Source organism: Myxococcus sp. NMCA1 (assembly GCF_026810205.1).
Taxonomy (GTDB): domain Bacteria; phylum Myxococcota; class Myxococcia; order Myxococcales; family Myxococcaceae; genus Myxococcus; species Myxococcus xanthus_A.
Genome location: NZ_CP113950.1, coordinates 8,052,697 through 8,074,546, shown reverse-complemented (window position 1 = coordinate 8,074,546; position 21,850 = coordinate 8,052,697). Strand labels below are relative to the sequence as shown.

Sequence of the window (21,850 nt, the reverse complement as noted above, 5' to 3'; positions counted from 1 at the left end):
TCTATCCGTAAGGCGTTTCTTCGTGCCGTTGGAACGGGTAGGCGAGCTGACCCAGGTAGGTCTCTGGAGGCTGGAACTTCGTCGTTCCATACCGCGACGGCCAGTGCTCGGGCAGATGCGCGGTGCCGAAAATCGCATCAATGAAGGACAGGAAGACAGCGAAGTTCTTGTCGATGCCTTCCTCGTCGGACGTGTGGTGCCAGTGGTGGAATTCGGGCGTCGCGAACACCCAACGGAGATAGGGCCAGCGGTGGCTCACGTTGGCGCGGATGTAGACGGCGTGGAAGGACACGAAAACGAGGTAGCCGTAGATGGCGGCCGCGCTGAAGCCCAGCAGGAACACCGGGATGAACCCCGCGAACCGGTTGACGAGCACGTCCACCAGGTGAGAGCGCGAGCTGGCCAGCCAGTCCATCTGCTGACTGGAGTGGTGGATGGCGTGGAACTTCCACATCCACGGCACCTGGTGGAAGGCGCGGTGCACCCAGTAACTCACCAGGTCCACCACCAGGAGGATTTCGAAGAATTGCAGCCACACGGGCTGCGCGGCCACATGGGCCTGGAAGTCCATGCGCACCGCCCAGGAGAAGAAGACCTGCACCGGAATCATCACCGAGAAGGAGATGAGCTGTACGCCCACGTGGCTGACAAAGAAGTGCTTGAGGTCTGTCTGCCAGCCCTCGCGGAAGATGCGCTGCGGGTGAAGCCCCCACAGCCGCTCCATGGGGATGAACAGGAGCCCCAACACGAGGAGCTCCAGCGCGAAATAGTCCAGGCCCGCGCTCAGCGCACGCGGCTGGTGGGTGAGCGGCTCCGCCTGGCTGCCGCCCAGCAGCATGGCCACCAGCGCGAGCAGCATGGCGATGCCGCCATGCGCCTTGGAGCGCAAGGTGAGCATGCTGAAGGCCCCCAGCGCGAAGGTGGCGACGATGGCGGCCTGGAGGATGCCCCGGAACACGCCCAGGTGCTCCACGTAGAAGGCCCGGCCGTCGTTGGACACCAGCAAGTGGGGAAACAGAAAGCAGAATTCGACGCACACGCACAGCACGCCCAACAGGCCGCCGGTGACACCAGCGCGCTTGCCCAGGTTGATGCGCAGGGCAGGAGTCAAGGGGAGGTCCAAGGGGAGTCTTCCTGAGAGAGAATGCCTTGGCGCAAGCCTATTCCACTTCCCGTCCGCGGCTAGCATCGGCCTCGTTGGCTCCGGTGGTCGCGTGTACCTTCCACCAGAGGCCAGACCCCATCACCTGCAACGCACCACTCCATCCAGACAGGAACGAATGTTCCAGGACATGGCTGAATGTCGCGTGTCGCGCGCCACATCGCGTTGATGATTCCGGGTGCCTGAAGCTAAAGCGCGTCACGTTCGCCGAGCGCATCGACATCGGGGCGGGGCCCGGCTCTGGCGACAGGGAGCGCACATGCGAGTCGCGGTAGTAGGGTGGACGAGTCTGTGGTGCATCGCGCTGTTCGCCTGTGGAGGTTCCTCCGGAAGCGCGGACAGCGCGGAGCGGAGCGGGGACACGGCCGTCCTCGCGGCTGCCCGGACATTGACGTGCGCCAGTCTCCAGGTTGAGAGCGGCACCATCGGCTCGGGGCAGACCGTCCAGGGGCTGCACACGCAGACGTTGTCGGGCACGCAGGACCGCTGGGCGGAGTACGTCGAGTTCTCGCCCGGCGCCTCCGCCACGTGCACGTACGCGCTCCCAGCGGACGTGGGCGCCGCCGACGTCGTCGCCGCCGAGGTGGGCATCAACTATCGAGGGCCCCTCAAGTCGCAGATGCGCTGGCTGTTCGAGGCGTGGGACTACGCGGCGGGCGCCTGGGTGCTGGTGGGCGACAACACCTTCGCGCAGTCCTGGAGGTGGACCGCGACGTCGCTCGCGCTGCCGTCTCCCCAGCGCTTCGTCAGCGGAGGCCCGGTGAAGCTGCGCTACCGCACGACGTCCACGGCGGATGCGTCGCTGCTGGACCTGCTCGTGGTGCGCATCCAGGTCGCCGCCTCGGACGCGGGCGCGCCCGGCGACGCGGGGACTCCCACGGACGCGGGAACCCCTGGCGACGCGGGCACCCCCTCCGATGCGGGCACCCCCTCCGATGCGGGAACGGGGACCGACGCCGGCACGCCCGTATCGTGGGAGGGCGTCCACAGCTTCACCTACCAGCTCACGAACTATCCCCAGGGGAAGCTCGACACCATCGCCGACTCGAAGTTCGACCTCGCCATCGTCGAGCTGTCGCGCGACGGCTCCGATGGCTGGTTCACCGCTGCCGAAATCACCGCGCTCAAAGCCAAGGGCAAGCAGGTGCTCGCGTACTTCGAGATTGGCGCCATCGAGGAGTACCGCCCCGAGTGGCCTCAGGTGCCCGACGACCTGAAGCTCGGCCCCGTGGCCGGCTGGCCCGACGAGCAGTACGTGAAGTACTGGGACGAGCGCTGGTGGCCCATCGTCCAGGGCCGCATCGACCAGGCGCTCGCCGCGGGCTTCACTGGGTGCTACCTGGACATGGTGGTGACGTACGAGGAGATTCCCGCGAACTCCGCGGGCACCAACCGCGCCGACCTCGCGCGGAAGATGGTGGCCCTCATCGAGCGCATCAGCCAGTACGCCAAGGCTCGCAACCCGGCCTTCAAGGTGATGCCCCAGAACTCCCCGGAGCTGGTGGATGACCCCGCCTACCTGCCCGCCATCGACGGGCTGGGCATGGAGGACATGTACTGGTCCGACGACAACGCCTGCGACGAGGGCTGGTGCGAGGAGAACCGGACGAATGCGGCCCGGGTCCGCGCGGCCGGCAAGCTGGTGCTCTCCACCGACTACGCCACTCAGGCCGCGCATGTCGCGGACGCCTATACCCGCTCGCGCGCGGCGGGCTTCGTCCCCTACGTCACCGTGCGCGCGCTGGACCGGATGACGGTGAACGCGGGGTGGGATCCGCAGTAGCGGCTCAGGCCGTCCGGCGCTTCTCCACGAGTGGGAGGGGCGCCGGTGGCGGCTGCGTCCTCACCGTCTTCGTGAGGCGCCCGCCCGCCAGCACGAGCGCGCCTCCCACGGCGAGCCCCCAGTGCAGGGCCTCGTCCAGCACCGTCCACGCGGCCGACGCCCGCAGCGCGTCGAGGTTCTCGTAGGCCGGCGCGAAGGGCAGCATCAGCACCGGCGTGGAGCGCTCGGGCGGCACAGGACGAGCCCCACGTCATCCGGGAGCGTGCCGCTCGCGAGTCGAGGCAGCGCGGCGAGCGCGAGCACCGCGGCGTTTGCGTCGGCGAGGCTCACATGCTCCTGGATGAGACGGAGGTCGACGTACTTGAACAACCCGTCTGATGCGCCGAGGAGCACGCCGCCTCGCCACGCGAGCTCGAAGGTGACGGGCCGCGCCAGCCCGCTGCCGAGCAGGGGCTTGCGGTGTTGATGCTCCGTCAGCGCGGTCGGCTCTCCGTCCTGGAACAGCCACAGCTCCGAGTCCCCCACGCTGGCCCCCACCACTCGCCGCGTGGTGACACAGGCGACCACGGCGGTGGTTTCACCACCCTGTCCCGAGGCCACCCGCTCCGCGTCGCACCGCACCAGCACGTCGCGCCAGGTCTCCGCGCGTTCCACGTCGGCTCCGGCCTCCATGGCGTCCTCGGCGCCACGTCGTGAGTTTCCCGCCCCATCCGCCACCACGAGCACCGTCGCGTCACCTCGCGTCAGGGCCAGCACGCGGTCCGCACCCGTCTTGCCCGCCTGTTCCACATGCCACGCCGTCTCCAAATCGCTCATGTGTCGCGTTCCTGGAGGCCCTGAGCGAGCTGTTGCCGGAGGGAAGATGGGGATTTGTGTGGTTTCATTTAATTCCTGATTTACTGCTTTAAGTCTGGTTTATCTTCGTCGTAGGGTGGTGGGCGTGGACGGGACGCGTCCACATGGCAACGCCCTCCTCAGGCGTTTCAATTTCCGAGGAAGAGAGAACAACAATGAAGAAGCTGCTCCTGGGGTTCATGCTGGCCGTGGTTCCTGCCGTGGGCTGTGGTGTGGGCGCGGAGGATGCGCCGACGGACACAGTGGAGACGGTGACGACCGAGTCCGGTGAGAGCATCAACCTCGACTACAGCCCCCTGACCTCGGAAGAGGAGCCGCTGGCGTCGATGGGTGACGCGGACGGTGAGGTCTCCGCGATGGGCCCGAACTGTTGGGTCACGCTCCTGTACTGCAAGGACCCTCGCTACAACGGCTGGGCGACCTGCAAGCAGAACGGCAAGTGCACCGACAAGCAGTTCGTCGACAACTGCCTCGCGCTCTACAGGAAGACCTGCTAGGCCTTTTCGGAGCCGCGAGCGCGGTATGAAGAGCCCGGCACCCGCGAAGGGTGGCCGGGCTTTTCCCTGTTCGAGGGAGCGGGCTGGAGGGCGTGCGCGGACTGTGCGCCGGGCGATACAGGTCCAAGCCCGCAGAGACATGCCCTTCGCGCGAGCGTCGCACTTGTTCTTGGAGCGGGTCTGGGCTTGACGCAAGGTATGTCCATGAATCGGATGGAGTCCGCGATGTTCTTCAGGTCGGTGCTGTTGTGGGTTCCCATGCTGGTGGGCGCGGGGATAGGAAGGTGGCGTCGCAATCGCGCGGGTCCCGACGTGCCCGCCGTCACTGGCGTGTGGTCCCTCGTGAGCCTCGTCGGGGCGCTGGGCGTGATGATGTCCCGCAACGCCATCATGGAGGCCAGGACCATTGCGTGGCTCAATACGCTCGGCGTGGTGCCCTTCGAACTCACGCCAAAGTTGATGCAGGGCGTCTCCGGGTTCGCGGCCTTCGTGTTGGGCTTCGGCCTTGCGTCCATGCCCTGGGGCGCCGCGCATCAGACCTCCGAGGTGCCAGCCAACGCATCGGGAGTGACGGGAGCCACGCAGGGCCCCGTCAACAAGCACTCCAGCACGAAGGTGTTGGTCATCATCAGCTCCGTGATGGCCCTCGGCAGTGGCATTGGGGTGGTGATTACGGGCCTCAAGAAAGGTGGCTTCCTGACGACCTCGGACGTGGGAGGTCTCCCCGAGTTGACTCATGTCCAGGAGCAGCTGAGACCGCTCGAGGCCTGTTCGCTCACCTACCAGCGGCGCGACAAGCGAGGCCAGCGCCAGCACCCGACGTCGGTCTTCATCGAGTCGTGCACGGTGGGCGAATACATCAGCGTCCTCATCGACGTCCCAGGGACCTGGGCGGACAAGGGGGTCGGCTTCGAGATGACCCGAGGCTCCATGTCGGAGCCCTGGGAGATCCTGGTCGAGAAGGCGGACGTGCCCTTCCCCGACCTCAAGGAAGCGCTCGAGCACTTCGCGCCCCTCATCGCCGCGCGCTATCCAGAGAAGCTGCGCGAACGACGCGAGGGCGCGAGCGAGATGGAGCGCCACCTGAACGAACGGGAGCGGCAGGAGCAGGAACGCAAGGCGCGGGCGAAGACCTCCTACCCGGAGTGACGCCCCGGCGGCTTCTCATGGCCCGGTGCGCATCCCGAGTCGACGGACGAGCTCCGCCGACACGGGATAGGCAGCCTCGGGGGGGAGCAGTCGCGAGGCCTGCTCGGCGCGTCCGGTGTCCAGGTGCTTGCGCAACTTCAGCACGAGTGGCGTCAAGTCCGTGATGGAGACAATCCAGTCCTCCACGAAGCGCTGGATGATGGCGCGGCCCAGCCCCACCTGGATGCTGTCATGGGGCAGTCCTGCGCCACGCAGCGTGCGCTCGGGGTCCCACTGGACATGGACAGGCGCGGCGTCGAAGGCCGTGCGCCACGCCTCCGGCGAGCCGTGGGCCTTCGGCTCGTAGGCGGTGAGGACCCCGAGCCCCAGGGCTGTCTCCCAACCACTGCGCAGGATGCGCACCGCCAGCGTCCGCTCCTGCCCGCTCTTGTGCCCCCAATTGGAGCGGTGCATGAGCCACAGGAAGCTGGGTTTTATCCAGGTCATCCTCCCGGTGGAGAAGGGCGGACCGAACTTCTGCTTCGCCACCGCCACGTCCGCGATGGCGTCCGGATACGCCTGATACATCACGATGGATGTCCGGTCGAAGTCGGCACGGACCTCCCGTTGTGCGCTCATGACCGCGCCCCCGTCCCACTCGTCTGTCGCGAGCCCCGTGTCATGGCGCGCACGGTAGCAGGCCCACGCGGGCGCGTTGGACCATCCTCCGGGGCCGCCAGGTCGCATCAGGAGGGGCGATGCACCGAGGCGCCCAGCACCGCCGTGAGTTGGGGGGCTGTCATCGGTGAAATCGGCTGCCTTTGCGACGGCTCAGTCTCCACGACGGCTCCGTCGGGGCACACCTTGCCCCTCTGTCACTTGACCATTATTACCAACCAGTAATAACACTCTCTCCATGGACGCGGATGAAGGGCTCGTGGCCCTTGGGTTCACGGAGGTGGAGGCGCGGGTGTACTGCGAGCTGCTCAAGGGGGCGCCCGCCACCGGATACCGGCTCGCGCAGGCACTGGGGAAGGCGCCTCCGAGCATCTACCAGGCGCTCGCCTCGCTCGAACACAAGGGGGCGGTGCTCGTCGAGGAGGGCGAGCCCCGCTCCTTCCGGCCCGTTCCTCCGGACGAAGTGCTCACGGCGCTCCAGCGTGGCCTCGAGACGCGCAGGCGCGAGGCCGCGGACGCGCTGCGCAAGCTCCACGCTCCGGTGCAAGACGACCGCATCTACCACCTCAAGAGCCATGCACAGGTGATGGAGCGCGCGCGGGCGATGATTGCCGGCGCCACGGAGCGGCTGCTCTTCGACCTCTTCCCGCCGCCCCTCGCGGCCCTCACCCCGGCGCTCACGGAAGCGAGCGCCAGACGCGTGTCCATCGCGGGGCTTGTCTATGACGACCCCCCCAAGGCTCCCTTCGCCTGCGTGCGCTCGTCCAGCGCGGACTTCGTTCGGGAGCGCTGGCCAGGCGCGCAACTCACGCTCGTGGTGGATGCCCGCGAGTTCCTGGTGGCGCTGCTCACGACGGATGGCACCGGCGTCAAGCAGGCCATCTGGAGCGACAGCGTCTATCTCTCCTGTCTGCAACACAGTGGGCTGGCCGCGGAGATCCAGTTGAGCGCTCCACCGTCCGCGCGCACGCGGCTGGCGCGGTCCTTCTCCCTCATCAACTCGAGCCCTCCGGGGCTGCGCCAGCTCGTCGGGCGTCAGCCCCGTTCCTCTTCCAAGCGCGGAGACTCCCCATGAGAGTCCTCATCGCGGTTCTGCTGACCCTGCCCCTCCTGTTTGGCCCCTCTGAAGCCGGGGCAGAGGCGCTGCAGCCGCTCCTCGCACGCCACCTCGCGTGGCGTGGCGGGGACGCCTTCACGCAACTGGAGAGCATCCACGCGAAAGGGAAGTCCGTGACAGGCGGACTCCAGGGCCCGATGGAGTCCTGGAGCCACCGGGACGGGAGGGCACGCCGGGATGAGGACTATGGAGTGATGCGTCAGTCGATGACCATCACCCCAGATGGCGGCTGGAAGCTGAACGCCAGCGGACAGGTCGAAGATGCCTCGCCCACCGACGCGCGCGATGTCCGGCACCAGGTGGCGCTCGACTTCGGGGCGGCGCTGCGGGGGAGCGCCGGCGCGACGCTCGCGCTGCAACCCGATGCGCAGCGCGACGGCCGCGCCTGGAAGGTGGTGCGCGTCACCTTTGGCGATGAAGACCTCTACGACCTGTTCCTCAATGAGGCCGACGGAGCCCTCCACGGCCTGCGCATCCGCGAGGACAACGTCACCCGCTTCGTGCGACTGGGGGACTGGCGTCAGGTCCAGGGCGTGCGAATCCCCTTCCTGGAGGAGGTGCTCACCGACAACCCGGATTCCGACTCACGAACGGTGGTGGAGACGCTGGAGCTGAACGCACCCATTCCGTCCGCGGTCTTCGAACGCCCCCAGGACGTCCGCAAGGCGAGCTTCGCGAAGGGCCACCACAGCACCGGCTTCATCCCCTTCGAGTTCTTCGACGAGAACCGCGTCTACATTCCAGCGCGGGTGAATGGCCAGCCGACGCAGGTGCTTCTGGACAGCGGCGCCGAGATGACGGTGGTCGACACGGCCTATGCGCGTGAACTGGGGTTGAAGACGCAGGGGCAGCTCGCGGCGGTCGGCAGCGGAGGACAGGCACAGGCCCAGCTCGCGGGCGGCGTGGACATCACCTTGGGCAACCTGCGACTGACGGGGCTGACGGTCGCAGTCATCGACCTGTCCGAGGTCGCGCGGTTGATAGGCCACCCGCTGCCCGTCGTCCTGGGCAAGGAGTCCTTCAACCAGCTCGTCGTGGACGTGGACTTCCCCAACCGGCGCGTCGCCTTCCATGAGGCGTCCCGCTTCAAGGCTCCGCCGCGAGCGGTGCGACTCCCGCTGGTTGAATCCGCGGGTGGGCAGCGCGCCGTCCAGATCTCCATCGAGGGCCGTCCCCCCATTCCGGTGCTGTTCGACGTGGGCAACAGCGGAGCGCTCTCGCTCTTCCCCGCCTACTGGCAGCAAGCGGGGCTGCTCACGGAAAGGCGCAGCTCCAGGACGCTGTCCGGAGCCGTGGGCGGACTCCGGGAGCGCGATGTGGCGACGCTGAAGGACATCCAACTGGCGGGCTTCACCCTGAAGGACGTGCCCACGGTGTTCGACGATGCGGGCAAGAGTGTCTCCGCCTCGGACCGGCTCCTCGGCAACCTGGGGCTCGCCGTCCTCGGACGCTTCCGGATGATAACGGACTATGCGACGGACACGCTGATGCTGGTCCCCGATGCCCGCGCGCTGCGGCAGCCCTTCCGAAAGGACCGGTCCGGCCTGATTGCCCTCCCCGCGGAGGGGCGGCTCGTGGTGAAGCTGGTGGCCCCTGGGAGCCCCGCCGCCGGCTCGGGCTGGAAGGCGGGGGACGAAATCATCGCCATTGATGGCAAGCCCATTGGCCCTGATTACGCGGGCACGGAACTCTCGCGTTGGCGATATCGCGCAGCAGGTCAGACGGTGGTGCTCACTTTGAAAGACGGCGGCAAGCGCCGGCTCACCCTACGAGACTACTACTGAGCCACCGTCGAGCACGTCACTGCTCCCGGGAACCGGCTCGCCCGGGGCGGACCCTGGCTCTACTGGTGCTGACCGACCCGGCTGAGAAGGTGACTGACGGGGCCCTTGGGCTGTGCGCCAGGCCGGTGGAGCGGCTTGGCAGCCCCCGCTGGGCACACGCCGTACCAAGCGGCTCATCCATCCAGTAAGGGGGCAACGCGACTGCTTGTGGCGCAACACCCCGCCAGCTTCGCTCTCCCCTGAGCCGCGGCCAGCGAAGCGGACCTCAGGGGCATGGGTAGGCGGGGATACGGCGGCGCGCGGAGGCTGCTGGAACGACATCCCGTGGATTACTGCTCGGTGATGATCTCCACGTACTCGTCAGCAGAGATGGAGTTCCTCCACTTGGAAGAGAACCCCAGCGCGTGCTGCGGGTTCACCACGCGGGGCGCGGCCGTCTTCGCCACGTCCAGGCGGGTGATGTCGTTCTTGAACAGGTCCAGGACGAGGCCGAACTGCTTCGCGGTGAGGAAGGCCCGCTTCATCACCTTCTCCACCATTTCCTCCCGCGTCAGCTCGTTGTGAGTGCTCTTGAGGGACTGCATGAAGCCGTGGAAGGTCTCCGCGTCCATCGCGAAATGGCCGTTGCGCTGCATGGTGCAGCCCGGGTCCTGGTTCGTCCCACAGTCGCGGAACGCGGGCTCGGAATGGTGCCGCACATGTCGGACGGGGGGCTCGCGCGGCGCGACTTCCTCGCGATGCTCATGGCGCTCTCTGCGCTCATGTCGCCCCGACGGAGGCGGAGTTCCGGTTCCCGACACGTTCACCTCCATGCGAGTACCGCCACCACGAATCTCCATGTTGACGCCCGCTGGGTTGCCATCCGGGGACATGCCCTCCACGGAAATGCTGGTCGACGGCATGCCAATGTCATCGGCGTGGATGTTCATCTCGACGTCCTGGGCGAAGGCGGAGGAAGCGGCGAACATGGATGAGGCAATCACTGCGCGAGCAATCGAGTTCATCGAGCTTTTTCTTTCTATTTGAGAAGCCGGTGGGCCCGTTGGGGCGCGGGGAGTCATTCACCGACTGGCCCACCTGGACGCTCTTCAGCGTGGATTATTCACGGCTCATTTGTCGACTAAAAAGCCTCGCTTGCGCGTGGTGTCGTGCCCGGGGAGGGCGCCGCGAGCCATGCGTCCCGGACCGCGATTCTTGCCGACGATTCAATGCAACGATGTCGCCCGGCCTGTCTCTTCCATTTGAGACGAGGCATTCGTGTTCCCCGAATACGCCTGGGGAGGGACATGAAGACGGCGACTCGCTACCTGCTGGTGGGGCTGTGTTGACTCCAGCGAGCGCGGTGACAGTTCCGCGTCGGCGATGCGCATCAAGGGGGCGTCTGTCTTCCAGGTGGACTCTCGCTGGGAACAGCCTGGGGACCTGGGAGGTGTTCGGTCGCTGCGTCTGCGCCGCTATCTTGGATAGGCACAGTCATCAGATGGAGTCGCGCGTCGATAGTGTACTGGGTCACCACATCGGCTCGCTGCGCGCTACGATTTCAGCCACGAGCGCGTCCTCGGTCGTCGCGTTTGAGTGAAGCGCAAGCGCTGGCGTGAACCACAGGCATCCTCGCCCATTCATGAGCTCAGTCACTGCACGCGGCACGGCTCGAAGGTATGTGGGAGGGAACAACAACGTGAGCGGGGAAGAGTCTCCCTCCTGTTCGCCGTCCGCCAGGGCCCCGGGCGATACGCGCAACGCGTCGAATGACCATCAGGCGGCCTGCGCCTCCGGCGCTCCGTCGCAGGGCCCTGACGCCGCCCATGTGTACACATTGGACGAGACGCAGGGCATGGCCCGAAGAATGGAGGGAACGCTCTCTGCCTACAGCGCGAGGGGACGCCCTCAATTGACGGGCGCGTGCTGCTGGAGGAACCGCCCCACCAGCGCCCGGGCGAGCTGACGGCCGAAGCCGCCATCCCAGATGTCGAAGCCGTGCTCCGCGTACGGCAGCGTGAAGAGGGCATGGGAAACGCCAGCCTGGGCCAGTCGAGCGGCCATCGCTTGCGAAGCGTCGAGCGGCACGACGCTGTCGGCCCCGCCATGGAGCAGGAGTGTGGGAGGGGAACGTGGCCCGACGTGGTTGATGGGGGAGAGCAGCTCGTACAGCTCGCGGTGGCCTTCCAGCGGCACACCCGTGAAGCCCTTGAGCGGAGCAGGGGCGCTCGCGGCGTAGGCCACCAGGTCGCTGGGCGCGTAGAAGCTGATGATGGCCGCCACCGAAGTGTCCCCGGGGGCGCAAGAGGACGGAAGGCGAGCATCTCCCTCGGTGTACCCCGCGAGGGTCGCGAGGTGCCCGCCTGCGGACTCTCCGAAGAGGACGAGCCGGTCCGGGTCGATACCGTAGGTGGCCGCGTGGTCCTTGACCCAGCGGATGCCACACTTGACGTCCCCTGGGGCCTTCAGGCCGGTGGCAGGAGGAAAGAGCCGGTAGTCGAAGGAGATGAGCGCATAGCCCCGCGTGGTGAGGAAGTCGGCCCAGGCGCGGGCATAGCCGCGCTCTCCGCCACGCCAGCCGCCTCCGTGAAAGTAGAGCACGGCGGGGCGGGCCCTGGAGGCGGAGGCATCGGGAAGGAAGACGTCGGCGTGCAGGTCGTGCCCCTCGACCACGGCGAAACGAACGGTGTGGCTCGGGAGGGGGCGGGAGCCGACAAGGGGACGGAGATACTCACGGAGGCTGAGTGGAATGTCGGACGCCCTGGCCATCCGCCACGCGGAGGCGGCGGGCCACGCCGCGAGGATGCCGACGAGCAGTGCGGATGCCGCCGTCGCCCAGCGCAGCCACCTCCATACGTCCACGTGGGAAATCCAGACGGCCACCAGCGCGGTGAGGAGCGCCGGCAACAGCATCACCAGGCTGTATTCCCGCACGATGCCCTTGAGCAGGTGGACGAGCGTGGGCACTCCAGCGGGAGCGAAGAAGACGGCCGCGAGCACCACGCAGCCTACGATGTGCAGTATCGCCAGGAGGGTCGGCATGGAGGGGAGAGGGCAGGGCGGTGACGTCATCCGGCAAGAGGGGCAGACCGTCGCATCGTAGTGCCTGAGGCCCGGCGTCTGGTGCGACGCGGCTGTAGGCACGAGGGGGCGCTCCGCGAGTTCCGTACTGCCAACTCTCACCCCTGAGCTGCCCGATTTGTCGGGGGCAACTCCAAGTGACATGCCCCCGCTGCAACGCGAAGCGCGCACGGATGACGGCGGCGCACCGGCTCAGTCGAGGCCCGGCGACGACACGAGCGCGTCGAGCTGCCCCATCGTTTCGCGCAAGCCGTGCTCCATTCCGGACGCGAGGACCGCCTCCCGTACTTCCTTTGACGGATACAGTTCTCGCGAGACCATGTGTGTCTTTCCGTCGCGCTCGTCGAAGGTGACGGTGATGGTGACCGAACCCGCGTCCGCCATCGGTTCGAAGACCTGCGTGTACACGAGCCGCGAGGGCGGAGTGATTTCAGCGTACTGGCCGGAGAAGGCCACCTCACCGCCGTCCGGATTGCGCAGCACGTAGCGGTAGCCGCCGCCAACGCGCACGTCCGCCTCGCAGCTCGCCATGGTGACGCCGAGGGCCTTTGGCGCCCACCAGCGCTTCACCAGGTCCGCGCGAGTCCACGCGTCGAACACGATGCGCGCGGGCGCATTGAACTTGCGAGAAATGACGATGGTGCGGTCCGACTCCAACTCCACTGACGTAAGGCTCATCACTTCATCCCTTCTTCTTTCGAGCATGTCGCTGCGCTGCTTCCATGTCCTGCGTCTTGAGTTCTTCGATGAGCGAGTCGAGCTGTCCCAGTCGCTCGTCCCAGATGTCGCGGTAGCGCTCCAGCCACGCGTTCAGCTCGCGCAGCGGCTCGGGCCGCAGGCCGTAGAGGCGCTGCTGGGCGCGCGCCTCCACGTCCACCAGCCGGGCCTCCTTCAGCACGCGCAGGTGCTTCGACACTTGCGGCTGGTTCAGGTTCAGCGCTTCTCCGATGGCACCCACCGAGCGAGCGCCCCCCAGCAGGTATTCCACGATGCGAAAGCGGTTCGGGTCGGCGAGCGCCGTGAAGGTCTCAATCACGAGGATGTATATTCCTCGTGAGGTATATTCTCGTCAAGGAATATTGTGGGGGCAGGCCGAGTCGAGAGTTCGAACCGCGGGCCGTGAGCTCCGGAGGAGCGGCCGCGTGCTCAGAGCGTGTAGCCGCCGTCGCTCAGCAAGGTCGTGCCTGTCATCAGCGCGCAGTCATCCGACAGCAGGAAGCCAATCTGGCGCGCGACCTCCTCCGGCCTGGCATAGCGGCCCAGAGGCGTCGCCAGGGCGGCGAGCTCGGCGAACGCCGCATCGCGCCCGACCTGCGCCACCCGGTCCGTGAACATGGGGACGGCATCCCATACCGGTGTCTCGACGCCCGCGGGCGCGATGGCGTTGACACGGATTCGGTCGGCCGCGCCTTCCTTCGCCGCCACCTTCACCAGGTGAATCAACGCCGCCTTCGACGCGCCATACGCCGCGACGCCAGGCTCGGGCTTCACGCCCGCCGCGGACGCCGTCGCGACGATGGAGCCACCACGCCCCCGCATCGCACGCATCGCGGCGCGCAGCGTCAGGAACGCACCGTCCAGATTGATTGACAGGATGCGCCGCCATTCGTCGAAGCCATGGTCGACGATGGTCGCTGCCCCCGCGACACCCGCGTTGACCACGGCATGGTCAAGCCCCACCAGCCTTGGCGCCAGCGCCTCCCAGAATGCCTCGTCGCGCACATCCCCCACGGCCCGGTCGACCGCGCATGGAAGCGTCACCGCCTCCAACGCCTCCTGCGCGAGGTCGACCAGAATCAGCCGTGTGGCACCTTCCGCTGCCAGATGTCGCGTCACCGCCAGCCCGATGCCAGAAGCAGCCCCAGTCACGAGCGCGGTTCGATGCGTGAATGTCCCCATCGCCTCTTCTAGCCGCGCTTTTCGAGCGAAGTCGAGCGAGGCTGACCTGCCCGGTTGCGGCGGACTCCGAGCCGGCGCCGACGATGGCGTGGGCGTCGAGCGCAGGCGTTGAAAGGGCCGCCACGCGGCTCCGACTTGCCGGGCAGCGCAGCGTCCGTTTCACGGTTGCATGGAACGCTCTCAGTCAACGGTCGCGCGCACGAGCACCGCGCTGTGGACTGGCCGAAAGTCATCAAAGGCGGAGCGCGGCGCCGGTGGAGGGGGCCGCGCTCCCATGGAGCACACTTTGATGGAGCGGCCCCGAAGCGTCGGGGCTCGCTTCTTCTTCAGCGCCTGGCTCGCCGCTGCCTCAGGCGTCACTCTTTCCGCTGCCACCTCGCCGGGTGTCGAGGCCGATGTGGACAGCATCCAGGCCCCAGGGATGAGCACGGGTGCGGGGCGCGCTGTTCGCCTTGCATTGGCAGTGCTCCCAATCTCCTCCTGGCTCGCGAACGCGAGAGGGCGAAGAGTCCACCGGCCACCGCGAGAAACAACTGCCCCGTACCCGCGCCCTCACATCCCCCACAACCACCGCTCTCGCCGTTCACCTGCCCGTCACCAAGGACCTCCTCGGGAGGCTGCCCCCCTGGCGGCTGTCCCTCGGGTGGCGTCTCCTCGACGTCCGGCTGCGGGCCCCCGGCCAGGATGCGGAAGGGCGCGCTCATGCCCGACACCGTCCCATCCTCGGTGCTGGCGACGCGCAGCAGCGCCTCCTGGCTCGGTGCGTCGGGCACGCGCCAGATGAGGTGCCCCGTGTTCTCCACCGAGGTGGCTACCGGCACCCAGCCGGCGCTCGCCTCCGTGGAGTACGCCACGTCCAGCGTCCGCACCTCGCCGAGCGTGGACCACCTCACCTCCACCTTCTGGCCCACGACGAAGTCCTCTCCGCCGGTCGGTGCGTCCAGCACCAGGCGCGCCGCGGGCGCCGTCGCTTCCGCCAGCCCGAAGTCGTCCACCAGCGCCCATCCCACCCCTTCCAGGGCGACGCCCACGCTCAGTTCGAACGCGTCGGCCGGCAGCGCGATGGGCAGCTCCCACGACGCCTCCGTCCAGGTCTCCGCGGGTGGCAGGCTCGGGCCGCGGTTCCACACCCTCCACGTCCCATCCGCCCCCTTCACGGCCGCCTCCAGATGCAGCGGCGTGCTGGCTCGGTACCAGAGGCTCACCCGCGAACCGCTCCCTGGCGTCACGGCCGGTGCACAGGTGCCGTCGTCGCGCAGCACCTGGAGCGAGGCGACGCCCCCGGACGCTTCCACGCGCTCGAGCCGGTAGGACCAGGCGCCGCTGTGCGCCTCGGCCGAGCGCTCGGCGCGCACGGCGCCACCGTGGGCGGGGCCCAGCTGCCAGCAGTCGGGCACGCCGTCGACGTTCGCGTCGTCCTCGAGCGAGGGATTCTTCAGCGTGGCCGTGGGCGACTGGGGCAAGGGGTGCACCGCGGGCCGCGCCGCACCGCCCAGGACGTCCTGCATTGTGCGCACCTCTGTCCCCATCGGTGCCCGCTGCGAGAGCCAGCCCATGAACTCCCGGAGGACGTCGGGCTTCACGCAATAGGTGTGCTTGGTGCAGTCCGGCTCCACGAAGTGGAAGACGACGACCACCCAGCCGCCCCCCGCGGCCTCCGTCGTGGTGACCCACGCCTGCAACTGCTCCAGCCCGTCGTCGCGCGTCACCGTCGCGGGCGTGCGGATTTCGTAGGGATCGAGCGGAGGGATTGTCTCGGCCGTGGGGCAGGAACTACAGGTATCCACCAGGCCCCGCACGTCGCGCGCGGCGTTGTATCCGCACGCCGCTGCCGTCTGGTTCACCACCGCATCGTTCGAGCCGAAGGGGAAGGCGAGGGCGGTGGGCGAGAAGCCCCAGCTGAGCAGCCGCAGGCGGTCCTCGCAAATCTCCTGTCGTTGGTTCTTGGGCGTCATCACCGCCAGCTCCGAGTGTTGCAGCGTGTGTCCCCCGATGTCGTGTCCGGCCGCGGCCAGGCGGCGCAGGTCATCGACGTTCAAGTATCCCGTCTGTCCGACCCGCCCGCTGATGATGAAGAAGGTCGCCTTCAGCCCCGAAGCCGAAAGCATATCCAGCACCTGGCGCTGCTCCTCGAGTCCGTCGTCGAAGGCCAGCGTGACGACCGTCCGCGCCCCTGGCGTCCCGGCCCACGCCCCTCCGCCCCACACTCCCAGCACCATTGCGAGGAGGCAGGTGCCCGCCCGCGCGTTGAGCCTTGCTCGCATGTTCCCCCCTGTCTCAGGCCACGACGCTCCTCTTCGCGATGGGCCCCCCTGCGCCCCGTCCCCTCACGTTTTGAGGCTGGGCGGACCCAGGCGCAACCGGAGTGCTCCCTCGCGGACGAGGGTGATGGCGACAGCAGCGCTGCCACACACCCTCCCGTCGCAGCTGGAGGCAGGCTGGGGGAGACGGGCACGGGCCCTGCAGTGGGAGGGCAGGGCTGGCAGGGGGGAGCACGCAGGGGGCGGGGTCGCCTCCGGCGAGCATTGGAGGAATGGGAGCGCTGGTGGGGGGGCGGCAGTGGCGTGGGCTTGGTCGGCGGGCTGGTCTGGCGCAAACGCGTCCGTGCCGCCGCCGCTACTCGGTCGCCCACCGACGCGCGGGGTCTTCGAGCCACGCCTCGAACACGGCGTCTTCGCTGCCCGGGCGGCGCAGGTTGAATGCACCGTGCTTTTGCAGGAGCGCACGAAAACCAGGCGGATACTTGTGACCGAGCCGCTCCTCGGCGGCGGCAATCTCCGACTCCGTGAGGCTTTCTGAGCCTGACACGAGGCGCTATTCGAGCGTTGGCATGCGCCGCATGGTGAATGAGCGCATCGCACGCCGCCAACGCCGCGAGCACGCTCAGTCGCGCCTGCGTGTAGGAGAGGGAAGTCGTCGAATTGCTCTCAAGGTAATCGCAGTCGCTTGAAATTGAGCGTATGCCCCTGGAAACCCACCCTCGTCTTGGCTTTGGGCGAGGGAATCCCGAGGTCCGACGATGCGAAAACCACAGGCGTTTTCCAGGGGGCGACTTGTCGCATGGCTGCTCACACCGCTCTTGTCCGTCTCGTGCGCGGGCGGTCCGGAGGAGCCTGCCGCGGAAACCGAGGCTCCCGCCGCGGCCGCCGAAGCCCCCGGTCCTCAGGCGCGGGCCGCGTCCTCGCTGGCGACGGTGCTCGTCGCGGCGGGTGCGCCCTGGCGCTACCAGGACACGGGCGCGGACCTGGGCTCCGCCTGGAGCGCGCCTGGCTACAACGATGCCGCGTGGGCGGAGGGCGCCGCGCCCCTGGGCTACGGGGAGCCGGACCTGGCGACGACCGTGTCCTACGGCTCCAATGCCAATAGCAAGCACATCACCACGTATCTGCGCACGCGCTTCACGGTGGAGGATGCGTCGCGTGTGAGTGAGCTGCTCGTGCGGCTTCAGCGGGATGACGGCGCCATCGTCTACCTGAATGGCGCGGAGGTCTTCCGCAGCAATATGCCCACGGGCGCAGTGGGCTACCGCACCCTGGCGCCTGCCACCATCTCATTGCCCGCGGAGGAGACCACCTGGATGGAGCAGGTGGTTTCCCCGGCGGCGCTCGTCACTGGGACGAACGTACTCGCGGTGGAGGTCCATCAGTCCGCGGCCAACACGTCCGATATGCGCTTCGAACTGGAGCTGAGCGCCACCGCCGCGCCCGACGCGAATCCCATGTCGGCGTGCTACCCGTTCGATATGCCCACCACGCCCGTGCTGCGCGCGGCACGCAAGAAGGTGTTTGGCTTCTACTACCCCATCTATCCCATCTCCCTCGAGAACAAGGACCCGTCGGTGGACTTCTGGTCGAGCTGGCTGGACCCCGAGGGACGGAACGGAGAGTACCGCTCAGTCGGTGGGCTCATGCGCGACCGGCCCCTGCCGCGCCCGCCCTGGACTGGCAACTGGCGCCAGCGTGACTTCGAGACGGAGGTTCGCCGCGCGATTGCCGCCGGTCTGGACGGCTTCATCTACGAGCATCCGTACAAGGTCTCGTCGAACGACGCGAACAACCAGCTCAAGACGATGCTCGCGGCGGCGCTCGCGGTGGACCCTGAGTTCCACATCGTCCTCAGTCCGGACTTCCCTGTGAAGGCCGGTGACGTTCCGGACCCGGTGGCGACGGCGGTCGCCGCTGTGGCCAACCATCCGTCCGTCTATCGGCACAACGGCGCCATCGTCCTTGCCAGCTTCGGGGTCAATCGCCAGCCCGTCTCGTACTGGGCCACCCTTCGGAACCAGCTCTCGGCGATGGGCATCGCCACCACCTACTGGCCCTTCCTCGACTATGCCGCCCCCACCACGACCCTCTATTCGGATTGGAACGACATGGTGGCCGGTTACTCGACCTGGGGTTCCCGCCCGGCGAGCTCCGGCGAGACGATGCGACGCTGGAGCGTGGAGGCGCACCGGCGAGGCCGCATGTGGATGTCTCCCGTCGCGTTCGAGGACGTGCGCCACCGGTTCGACGAGGCGAGGGTGAATAGCACGCGTGTCTATTGGGAGGCGCAGAACAGCCTCGCGTTCCGCACGCAGTTCGAGAAGGCCATCGAAGGCGATGCCGACTGGGTGAGCTTGCTGACGATGACGGACTATTGCGAGTCGTGGATGACGGCGTCCCAGGAGCGTGGCTACGTCATCATGGATTGGATTGCGTACTACACCGCTTGGTTCAAGACGGGACAGCGCCCCACCATCCTCCGCGACACGCTCTATTACACGCACCGCCGGCACCGCACGGACGCGCCGTTCGACGCCACGAAGCAGAATGCGCCTCCGATGGCGCTCAAGGGCGGCCCGTCAGGTTGGAATCAGGTGGAGTTGCTCGCCTTCCTCAAGGAGCCGGGCCGGCTCGTCATCACCCAGGGCACCGACGTGCGGACGCTGGACGTGACGAGCGCGGGCGTGACGCCGTTCTCCGTGCCCCTCGTCCCGGGCACCACGCCTGTCTTCGAGCTCCAGCGCAATGGCCAGACGGTGCAGCGGCTGGTGAGCAAGACGCCCATCGTCGCGCAGACCGTGTACCAGGACATGATGTATCACGCGGGCGGCGGCCGGGAGTGCACGCGGCCCTGAGCGTGGACACGAGGGGCCCCGGCGGCCAGGGGCCTCTCGTGACAAGGCGCTCGAGGGCTTCATCACCAGCGGTGTGCGAGCCGTGAAGCGAGGCGAACGCGGGACAGCGCAGGAAGAGATGCCAGTGCATGCCGCGAGGCTGCCGCGCCCTCCGCGTTGGGCTACCGCGAAGGGCGCCGCCGGTGACCGTTCCGGAGTATCGCGTCGGAACGGGCCGTATGGGATTCCTGTCAAATCAGAAGCGGGCGAGGAAGGCGTCGTAGCCGCCGGCGTTGGTGTTGCCGCCGAGGCTTCCGAAGGTCTGTCCGGCGACGTAGGCGTTGCCGGAGGCGTCCACGGCCACGCCGCGGGCGCTGTCGTGGAACGGGGTGCCCAGGGTGCGGGTACCCAGCTTGGTGCCGAGCGCGTCGTAGCGGGCGAGGAAGGCGTCCAAGGAGCCAGCAGGCGGGTTGCCGTCGAGCGCGTCGGAGGTGTAGCCGACGAGCTGCACGATGTTGTTCGCGGTGACGGAGACGCCGAACGCGTAGTCGGTCTGCGCGCCGCCGAGCATGCGGCTCCACTGGCGGTTGCCAGCGCTGTCGTAGCGGGCGAGCAACACGTCAACGGTGCCGTTGTTGGTGTTGCCATCGAGGCTGCCGAACGTCTCGCCAGCGAGGTAGACGCCGCCGTCGGGGCCCACGGCGACGCTCTTGGCATCATCGAGCGCGCCCGCGTCGATTTGCCGGACCCACTGCTGGGTGCCGAGGATGTTGAGCTTGAGCAGGAAGATGTCGGTGCTCACCGGCGTGGTGGTGCCGTCGAGGCTGCCGTAGGTGTTGCCGACGACGTAGACCTCGTGGGTGGGCGTGACGGCGATGCCGCGCGCAATGTCGCTCGCGGAAGTACCGTACTGCTGGAGCCAGTAGGGGTTGCCCGCCGTATCGTAGAGGGCGACGACGATGTCGTAGTTGCTGGGGTTGCCGCCGTTGGCGAAGCTGCCGCCGGTATAGCCGGTGAAGAAGAGCTTGTCGGGCGCGCTGACGGCGAGGCCGGTGGCGAAGTCGTCCATTTGCGTGCCGTTCTGGCGCAGCCACAGGCGGTTGCCGGCGGCGTCGTACTTGGCGATGAAGTAATCGATGCCGCCCGCGTTGGTGTAGAAGTCGAGGCTGCCGAAGGTGGTGCCGGCCACGTACACGTTGCCGTCCGCGTCGGCGGCCACGGCGGTGGCGCGGTCCGTCTGCGCGGTGCCGAACTGGCGGACCCACTGGAGGTTGCCGGCGGTGTCGTACCGGGCGATGAAGGCGTCCTGGCCGCCGGCTCGCGGGTCGGCACCGAGCTGGCTGGTCGTCTGGCCTGCCACGTAGACGCTCGTGCCCGAGACGGCCACGGCGTTGGCCTGCTCGTCATGGTGGGCGCCGAGCTGCCGCACCCAGGACGGGGGTGGGACCTGTGCCTCGGCGATGGAAGGGGCACCCGAGGCGCAGACGATGCCGGCGAGCCCGAACATACTCAAGAGGGGGTGTTTCATCACGAACTCCATTTCTCAGTGGGGGAACCGAGCCGTGGCGCCGGGAGGACGCCTGTCGTCCGCTCCGGGGGGAGAAGTCTGTTGCCACGGCACCCTTGCAAGACCACGAGATTCGGGCGCGCGGAAGATGGGTAACGAAAGACACGCAAGAGACAATGTCTGACCCGGGGCTGAGGTATCACGGACCCCGATGCAAATGATGCACTGTGGCAGCTTCAGCGCCGATGCGGCTGTGACACGTGTGTTTCACCCAGGACGTGCTACAGGCGAGGAAGCGGTGGACCTCGGCGGCGAGCAGGCAGGGCTGCCGAAAAGGAGCGCAGCCGATGGCTGGCTGCCCGAGGCAGAGCCACGCCCCCCGTCACCTGCAGCCGGTCAGTCGCTGGATGCGGCTCATCCACTTGTTCAGATAGCGCGTTCAGCCGCGCAGCACAGCTTTGTCCAAGGAATTTCTGCGGCAGTGCTTGTTACCCGCCAGCGGGCGCGAGACAATCTCCGACAGCCGGGCGTCCATCACGCGCGAGGGGGCCCAGGCGCCGGCGGCCTGCGGAAGAGCTGCCATGTACATTCCTTGCAGGGACCCTTTCGGCCACCGGGACGACTTTGACGCCTGTCTGCACTGTGGCGTCAATATCTGCACCGTCTGCAATGCCGAGGGCGAGTGCGGTGAAGGGTGTGCCGAGGCGTTGGAGATGGACCTGGGCGCCGACCACCCGCACGAGGTCCAGGTCTTCGAGGTGAACAACCACGGGGATCTCGACGCGCTGGTGGTCTACGACGAGTACCTGTACGGGTACATTCGCGACATCGAACGAGAGGACTCGAAGGGAGTTCCCTACTTCCATGTCATCTTCGAGTGCATCGACCAGCAGTGGTTCGGCCAGCTCCATGACGATCTCCGCGACATGCCGCGCTGGAACACGGCGGGGCAGGACAGCAAGTTCTGCATCGTGGACCTGACCGTTTCGGCCAACGTGCTGAGGGATATTGTCACCGCGATCGACGGCGACGCGCCCTACTTCTTTCCAGGCAACTGGGTGGAGATGGTGGTCAACCGCAACGATGACCCTCGCGACAATCGCCCCCTGGCGGCAGTCGACATCCATTTCGTACCCCAAGGCGCCACCAACCCGGCCCTGGCTGGGTTGTCCGGCGTAATCGACTCCCGGTGGTTCATGCGCGGCATCGCCCGGGTTCCAGACACGCCCTGGGCGCTGCGGAAGCTGATGCGCTTGAGCCGAATCTGGCAGGAGGGCTGAAC

At 67.6% G+C, this 21,850-nt stretch carries 19 protein-coding genes; 7 read left to right on the top strand and 12 right to left on the bottom strand.

The window, feature by feature from the left end:
• Position 1: 1 nt before the first annotated feature.
• Positions 2-1,123 (bottom strand): sterol desaturase family protein, encoded by a 1,122-nt coding sequence (locus tag OZ403_RS33300; RefSeq protein ID WP_268782653.1) that lies wholly within the window; start codon positions 1,121-1,123, stop codon positions 2-4.
• A 298-nt stretch (positions 1,124-1,421) separates the two neighbouring features.
• Between OZ403_RS33300 and OZ403_RS33295 the strand changes: the two genes are divergently transcribed.
• The gene (locus tag OZ403_RS33295; RefSeq protein ID WP_268782652.1) at positions 1,422-2,945 is read left to right on the top strand and encodes an endo alpha-1,4 polygalactosaminidase; all 1,524 of its coding nucleotides are present in this window, start codon (positions 1,422-1,424) and stop codon (positions 2,943-2,945) included.
• A 4-nt stretch (positions 2,946-2,949) separates the two neighbouring features.
• On the opposite strand, the gene OZ403_RS33290 is transcribed toward OZ403_RS33295, so the two are convergent.
• The gene (locus OZ403_RS33290) at positions 2,950-3,180 is read right to left on the bottom strand and encodes a hypothetical protein (protein ID WP_237079957.1); all 231 of its coding nucleotides are present in this window, start codon (positions 3,178-3,180) and stop codon (positions 2,950-2,952) included.
• Positions 3,150-3,761, bottom strand: coding sequence for a PP2C family serine/threonine-protein phosphatase (locus tag OZ403_RS33285; protein ID WP_268782651.1), 612 nt, complete (start codon positions 3,759-3,761; stop codon positions 3,150-3,152). The genes OZ403_RS33290 and OZ403_RS33285 overlap by 31 nt, the downstream gene beginning before the upstream one ends.
• 194 nt (positions 3,762-3,955) lie before the next feature.
• Here OZ403_RS33285 and OZ403_RS33280 point away from each other — a divergent pair, with 194 nt between their 5' ends.
• Together OZ403_RS33280 and OZ403_RS33275 are read left to right on the top strand one after the other, a co-directional pair.
• Positions 3,956-4,297 carry a hypothetical protein gene (locus tag OZ403_RS33280; RefSeq protein ID WP_140795252.1) on the top strand — a complete coding sequence of 114 codons (342 nt, stop codon included), beginning with the start codon at positions 3,956-3,958 and terminating at the stop codon, positions 4,295-4,297.
• 225 nt (positions 4,298-4,522) lie between these two features.
• Positions 4,523-5,446, top strand: a complete 924-nt coding sequence (locus OZ403_RS33275) for a hypothetical protein (RefSeq protein WP_268782650.1) — start codon at positions 4,523-4,525, stop codon at positions 5,444-5,446.
• A gap of 15 nt (positions 5,447-5,461) precedes the next feature.
• Here OZ403_RS33275 and OZ403_RS33270 read toward each other — a convergent pair whose 3' ends face one another.
• Positions 5,462-6,064 carry a DUF4291 domain-containing protein gene (locus OZ403_RS33270; protein ID WP_268782649.1) on the bottom strand — a complete coding sequence of 201 codons (603 nt, stop codon included), beginning with the start codon at positions 6,062-6,064 and terminating at the stop codon, positions 5,462-5,464.
• A 298-nt stretch (positions 6,065-6,362) separates the two neighbouring features.
• Between OZ403_RS33270 and OZ403_RS33265 the strand changes: the two genes are divergently transcribed.
• The gene (locus tag OZ403_RS33265) at positions 6,363-7,178 is read left to right on the top strand and encodes a TrmB family transcriptional regulator (RefSeq protein WP_268782648.1); all 816 of its coding nucleotides are present in this window, start codon (positions 6,363-6,365) and stop codon (positions 7,176-7,178) included.
• Positions 7,175-9,004, top strand: a complete 1,830-nt coding sequence (locus OZ403_RS33260) for an aspartyl protease family protein (protein WP_268782647.1) — start codon at positions 7,175-7,177, stop codon at positions 9,002-9,004. The genes OZ403_RS33265 and OZ403_RS33260 overlap by 4 nt, the downstream gene beginning before the upstream one ends.
• Before the next feature lie 329 nt (positions 9,005-9,333).
• On the opposite strand, the gene OZ403_RS33255 is transcribed toward OZ403_RS33260, so the two are convergent.
• The 7 genes from OZ403_RS33255 to OZ403_RS33225 all read right to left on the bottom strand — a co-directional run bounded on the left by OZ403_RS33255 (position 9,334) and on the right by OZ403_RS33225 (position 16,771).
• Complete coding sequence (locus OZ403_RS33255; protein WP_268782646.1) at positions 9,334-10,008, bottom strand: DUF4476 domain-containing protein; 675 nt, start codon at positions 10,006-10,008, stop codon at positions 9,334-9,336.
• An 883-nt stretch (positions 10,009-10,891) separates the two neighbouring features.
• On the bottom strand, positions 10,892-12,025 hold the full coding sequence (locus OZ403_RS33250) for an alpha/beta hydrolase (RefSeq protein WP_237080743.1): 1,134 nt from the start codon (positions 12,023-12,025) through the stop codon (positions 10,892-10,894).
• A gap of 231 nt (positions 12,026-12,256) precedes the next feature.
• The gene (locus OZ403_RS33245; RefSeq protein ID WP_328285478.1) at positions 12,257-12,742 is read right to left on the bottom strand and encodes an SRPBCC family protein; all 486 of its coding nucleotides are present in this window, start codon (positions 12,740-12,742) and stop codon (positions 12,257-12,259) included.
• A 4-nt stretch (positions 12,743-12,746) separates the two neighbouring features.
• Positions 12,747-13,100, bottom strand: coding sequence for an ArsR/SmtB family transcription factor (locus OZ403_RS33240; protein ID WP_011556213.1), 354 nt, complete (start codon positions 13,098-13,100; stop codon positions 12,747-12,749).
• 110 nt (positions 13,101-13,210) lie between these two features.
• Positions 13,211-13,963: an SDR family NAD(P)-dependent oxidoreductase gene (locus OZ403_RS33235; RefSeq protein WP_268782645.1), complete on the bottom strand. Its 753-nt coding sequence runs from the start codon at positions 13,961-13,963 to the stop codon at positions 13,211-13,213.
• 356 nt (positions 13,964-14,319) lie between these two features.
• A complete protein-coding gene (locus OZ403_RS33230) occupies positions 14,320-16,227 on the bottom strand; it encodes a polysaccharide deacetylase family protein (protein ID WP_237077666.1) in 1,908 nt (635 codons plus the stop codon).
• Positions 16,228-16,579: 352 nt separating this feature from the next.
• The gene (locus OZ403_RS33225) at positions 16,580-16,771 is read right to left on the bottom strand and encodes an SMI1/KNR4 family protein (RefSeq protein WP_140877302.1); all 192 of its coding nucleotides are present in this window, start codon (positions 16,769-16,771) and stop codon (positions 16,580-16,582) included.
• A gap of 271 nt (positions 16,772-17,042) precedes the next feature.
• On the opposite strand from OZ403_RS33225, the gene OZ403_RS33220 reads away from it, so the two are divergent.
• Entirely contained in the window at positions 17,043-19,082 is a 2,040-nt protein-coding gene (locus OZ403_RS33220) for an endo-1,3-alpha-glucanase family glycosylhydrolase (RefSeq protein WP_268782644.1), read from the top strand.
• A gap of 235 nt (positions 19,083-19,317) precedes the next feature.
• Here the strand turns inward: OZ403_RS33220 and OZ403_RS33215 are convergent, their stop codons facing one another.
• Positions 19,318-20,589 (bottom strand): SBBP repeat-containing protein, encoded by a 1,272-nt coding sequence (locus OZ403_RS33215; RefSeq protein WP_268782643.1) that lies wholly within the window; start codon positions 20,587-20,589, stop codon positions 19,318-19,320.
• Between the two features lie 560 nt (positions 20,590-21,149).
• Here OZ403_RS33215 and OZ403_RS33210 point away from each other — a divergent pair.
• Positions 21,150-21,848, top strand: coding sequence for a hypothetical protein (locus OZ403_RS33210; RefSeq protein WP_140795242.1), 699 nt, complete (start codon positions 21,150-21,152; stop codon positions 21,846-21,848).
• Positions 21,849-21,850: the final 2 nt, after the last annotated feature.

Coding starts and splice junctions, on each gene's coding strand:
- OZ403_RS33260 (WP_268782647.1), top strand. CDS start 7,175: ATGAGAGTCCTCATCGCGGTTCTGCTGACCCTGCCCCTCCTGTTTGGC.
- OZ403_RS33235 (WP_268782645.1), bottom strand. CDS start 13,963: ATGGGGACATTCACGCATCGAACCGCGCTCGTGACTGGGGCTGCTTCT.
- OZ403_RS33270 (WP_268782649.1), bottom strand. CDS start 6,064: ATGAGCGCACAACGGGAGGTCCGTGCCGACTTCGACCGGACATCCATC.
- OZ403_RS33255 (WP_268782646.1), bottom strand. CDS start 10,008: ATGAACTCGATTGCTCGCGCAGTGATTGCCTCATCCATGTTCGCCGCT.
- OZ403_RS33245 (WP_328285478.1), bottom strand. CDS start 12,742: ATGAGCCTTACGTCAGTGGAGTTGGAGTCGGACCGCACCATCGTCATT.
- OZ403_RS33250 (WP_237080743.1), bottom strand. CDS start 12,025: ATGCCGACCCTCCTGGCGATACTGCACATCGTAGGCTGCGTGGTGCTC.
- OZ403_RS33210 (WP_140795242.1), top strand. CDS start 21,150: ATGTACATTCCTTGCAGGGACCCTTTCGGCCACCGGGACGACTTTGAC.
- OZ403_RS33230 (WP_237077666.1), bottom strand. CDS start 16,227: ATGCGAGCAAGGCTCAACGCGCGGGCGGGCACCTGCCTCCTCGCAATG.
- OZ403_RS33295 (WP_268782652.1), top strand. CDS start 1,422: ATGCGAGTCGCGGTAGTAGGGTGGACGAGTCTGTGGTGCATCGCGCTG.
- OZ403_RS33215 (WP_268782643.1), bottom strand. CDS start 20,589: ATGAAACACCCCCTCTTGAGTATGTTCGGGCTCGCCGGCATCGTCTGC.
- OZ403_RS33280 (WP_140795252.1), top strand. CDS start 3,956: ATGAAGAAGCTGCTCCTGGGGTTCATGCTGGCCGTGGTTCCTGCCGTG.
- OZ403_RS33285 (WP_268782651.1), bottom strand. CDS start 3,761: ATGAGCGATTTGGAGACGGCGTGGCATGTGGAACAGGCGGGCAAGACG.
- OZ403_RS33275 (WP_268782650.1), top strand. CDS start 4,523: ATGTTCTTCAGGTCGGTGCTGTTGTGGGTTCCCATGCTGGTGGGCGCG.